This window comes from Oleiphilus sp. HI0117, from assembly GCF_001635235.1.
The window spans coordinates 1-3,610 of the sequence record NZ_LWGA01000979.1; the positions used below are offsets into that span (position 1 = coordinate 1).

General features: G+C 42.3%; 5 protein-coding genes. 1 reads left to right on the forward strand and 4 read right to left on the reverse strand.

All coding sequences use genetic code 11. The features are described from left to right. The 4 genes from A3757_RS17575 to A3757_RS17590 all read right to left on the reverse strand — a co-directional run. A partial coding sequence (locus A3757_RS17575) for an RNA methyltransferase (RefSeq protein ID WP_197470106.1) occupies positions 1-381 on the reverse strand: 381 nt, incomplete at its 3' end. Between the two features lie 3 nt (positions 382-384). Continuing rightward, positions 385-777 carry an MAPEG family protein gene (locus A3757_RS17580; protein ID WP_068507986.1) on the reverse strand — a complete coding sequence of 131 codons (393 nt, stop codon included), beginning with the start codon at positions 775-777 and terminating at the stop codon, positions 385-387. A 52-nt stretch (positions 778-829) separates the two neighbouring features. After that, positions 830-1,150 (reverse strand): DUF1820 family protein, encoded by a 321-nt coding sequence (locus A3757_RS17585; RefSeq protein ID WP_068507936.1) that lies wholly within the window; start codon positions 1,148-1,150, stop codon positions 830-832. A 162-nt stretch (positions 1,151-1,312) separates the two neighbouring features. Further along, positions 1,313-1,585, reverse strand: coding sequence for a late competence development ComFB family protein (locus A3757_RS17590; RefSeq protein ID WP_068553743.1), 273 nt, complete (start codon positions 1,583-1,585; stop codon positions 1,313-1,315). A gap of 298 nt (positions 1,586-1,883) precedes the next feature. Here A3757_RS17590 and A3757_RS17595 point away from each other — a divergent pair. Beyond that, a partial coding sequence (locus tag A3757_RS17595) for a S41 family peptidase (RefSeq protein ID WP_068740014.1) occupies positions 1,884-3,610 on the forward strand: 1,727 nt, incomplete at its 3' end.

Genomic DNA, 3,610 nt, shown 5'->3' on the forward strand with positions numbered 1-3,610 from the left:
ATCACTGACGCCCTTCTTTTCATTACCTAATAGAATCGCGCAAGGCTTAGTATAGTCAACATCCCTATAATCAATTGCGCTATCAGACAGATGCGCAGCATAAACCTTATAGTCCTTTTCATGCAGGGTATCAATCGCCTCTGGCATTGACTCATGTCGAACAATATCCACCCAACGATCACTGCCCATTGCCGTACCACTATAAGGGCGATGCTTATCCCAGGGCCATACCATATTTAGTTCTTGGATACCGACCGCATCGCTGGTTCGAACCAGTGCAGCAATGTTTCTCGGCTTATGAATCTGTTCTGTCAGTAGCGTTAAATCTGGCTGTCTGAGGTCTAACGTGCGCTTTAGTTTTTGGTAACGTTCTGGTGTCATGTCTTATCGAGTGACTAAAATTAGAATATTAACAACGGCCATTGCCAGCAAGCACAACCATGTAAACAAAGTACCGTAAAAACGACCTTTAGTCGGACCATTCTTCTTCGATAAGCCATAAGCATGTGCAATACGAGACAATAGTAGCGTCAGTCCGAACACATGTATAAGCCAGGGTGTTAAGTGGTTTAACTCGAGCATTAGCAGTAAAGCAATCCCTACAGGTATATTCTCTACTGCATTAGCATGCGCTCGCACAGCGCTCTTCATTGCTTTTGAGCCAGTATCATCACCAATGGATATTCCCTCATCTCTACGAAAGGTTGTCACCCGATAAGCTAGAAACACGATAAGGATCACTAACAATGAAGCATATAATGGACTAATAAATAACATGGTCATTCTCCTGGCTTTTTATTCTGATAATAAGTAACGCGGGCAGAAGGATCTACGACTTGTCTGGTCGCCCACCCGAAGGAAAACTGGCAACAGAACTGCGGCTTCCAGAGATCTTGGGCGTGCCTTCTTGCTCAACCTCATCAATTCTGACGATCGCATTCATTGGAATATAAGTTCGTTTAACACCAGTAAACTCGTTCTTCAAACGCTCCTCACTAGGATCTACAAGCAATTGACTCTTTTCACCAAAAAGAAGCTGCTCCACCTCAATGAAGCCGTATAGTTCCGAGGGATATACATGAGAAGCGTAAATCTCGTAGATATCTTCATTATTATAAAAAATAACTTTGTAGGTTTTTTTAAGGCTCATAAGGACAAGTAGTACCGAAGCGTTTTAAGGACGCGCTATCATAACAGAGAGCAGTAAAGTGACAAACCAAGAACTTGTCTCAAGCCATAAATTAAAAAACCAGCTAACTAATATAGAAAGCTGGCTTCATCACGATGAGATTGTAACGTTTATTCTAAACGGCTACTTTTCGTATCGATCACTTTTCTTCACATATTCCAAAGCGTCGATTACCGCTTTGCGTGCCTTGTCTTCAACCTCATGCCTTTCAGTGGGTGAGGTGTAGAAAAACATATCCACTTCATGGCGAATGTATCGTGGTGGCAAATGGTTTAAGGCTATACAAAGCACATCGGTGAGAACATCCTCATCAAAATCCTGCCCTTCTACCTCTTTAGCCAGTGTTTCAATTACCAAGGATTCGTAGTAATTCTGAATATTATCAAGAAGTGACATTAATATACCTCGTACTATCAGCAACAATTTTTATGTTTAGATCGATTTACACTCATGTAGATCGTCCCAGCCATTAAAGCATCTAAAGATAGAGTCTAGCATCTAAAACAATTAACAACAGAGCCAGTTTCAAAATGGCGATCAAAAAGCGGTAGAAAGCCTGTTTTCATTTAGTTACCCAATCACAACCCAATTAACAATAATTAATCGCATCTTGGCTGGCTAGGCCTGCGCTGATCACATACAATCGGAAGTAACCGTATATTTTATATGCTCATTTATTGGCAAAATTATTCTTATGATGATAACGAAGCGAAATATTTACACCCTTCTACTTAGCGTTCTAATCAGCTCGCTTTCCCTTTCTGTTTACGCTAAAGAAAGCAAAGCAGAATTTACTGAAGAACTCGCTCCAACAAGAGCCCAACAAGAAGCAAGCCTGTATGTTGCTCGCTCATTATCGCTAAATCATTACCGCAAGCAGCACATCGATAAAACACTTTCTGAGAAGGTTTACGAAAACTACCTTGATTCACTCGATCCCTCTCGAATTTATTTTCTTAGCGAAGATATTACAGAGTTCGAGATTTACCGCTTTCGCTTAGATAGTGCCTTAAAAACTGGTCAGTTAGACCCTGCATTCAGAATTTATAACCGCTACCAGACGCGAGTAATCACTCGCCTCAATAAACAAATTGAATTTCTCAATACCAAGCTGAACACCTTAGACTTTACTAAAGACGAATATATTTTAACTGACCGTTCAGAAGTAGACTGGGCAACAAGTGAAACAGAGCTGGATAATATCTGGCGCAAGCGAACTAAAAATACGGCCCTGTCTCAAAAACTAGACGGTAAAACCAACGAAGAAATTAAAGAGTCCTTACTAAAGCGTTATCAAAACCAGCTAAAGCGAACTCTACAAGTAAGAAGTGAAGATGCATTTTCTGCCTACATGAATGCCTTCACTACCCTATACGATCCTCATACCACCTATTTTTCACCACGCTCTTCAGAAAATTTCAACATTAATATGAGCTTATCCTTAGAAGGTATCGGCGCCGTACTACAAGCAGATAATGAATTTACTAAAGTGGTCCGTCTAGTTGCTGGCGGGCCAGCACAGAAACAAGGCAAACTTCACTCTGCTGACCGTATTGTTGGTGTTGCCCAAGGAGAGAAAGGCGATATGGTTGAGGTAATTGGCTGGCGACTTGATGAAGTCGTTGAGCTCATTAGAGGCCCCAAGCATTCTAAAGTCAGACTCAAAGTCATACCGCATACTGCCAAACTAGATACTGACACAATAGAAATTAAAATCGTTCGCGACAAAGTTAAGCTCGAGGAACAAGCGGCTGCCAGTTCAGTACTTGATATAGAGCGCGACGGAAAAAATCATCGAATTGGCGTTATTGATATCCCAACTTTCTACGCTGACTTCAAAGCCATGCAAGAAGGTGACCCAAACTATAAGAGCACGACACGAGACACGCTCAAATTACTAAAAGAAATGCAGGCAGAACAAGCTTTAGACGGACTTGTGATTGATTTACGCGGGAACGGTGGCGGCTCTCTCGATGAGGCTAATCAACTAACCGGACTATTTATACATGAAGGCCCTACCGTGCAAATCAGAGGAGCCAATCACCGCATTGAGGTATTGGATGATCCCGATCCTAAACTGATGTACGACGGTCCGCTCATTGTCTTGGTAGATAGACTAAGCGCCTCTGCCTCTGAAATCTTTGCTGGCGCAATTCAGGATTATGGTCGCGGTATCGTAATGGGTACACCAACATTCGGCAAAGGGACTGTACAAGCAGTTCGCCCACTTAACCATGGCCAGTTAAAAATAACACAAGCCAAGTTTTATAGAATCTCTGGCGCTAGCACCCAGCACAAAGGCGTTGTCCCGGATATTATTTTACCTGACACCATTGATACTTCGAAAGTAGGTGAAGATGCCCTGGATCACGCACTTGAGTGGGACTCCATTGCTTCAGCCAAATTTAGCAAGGTGGGCGC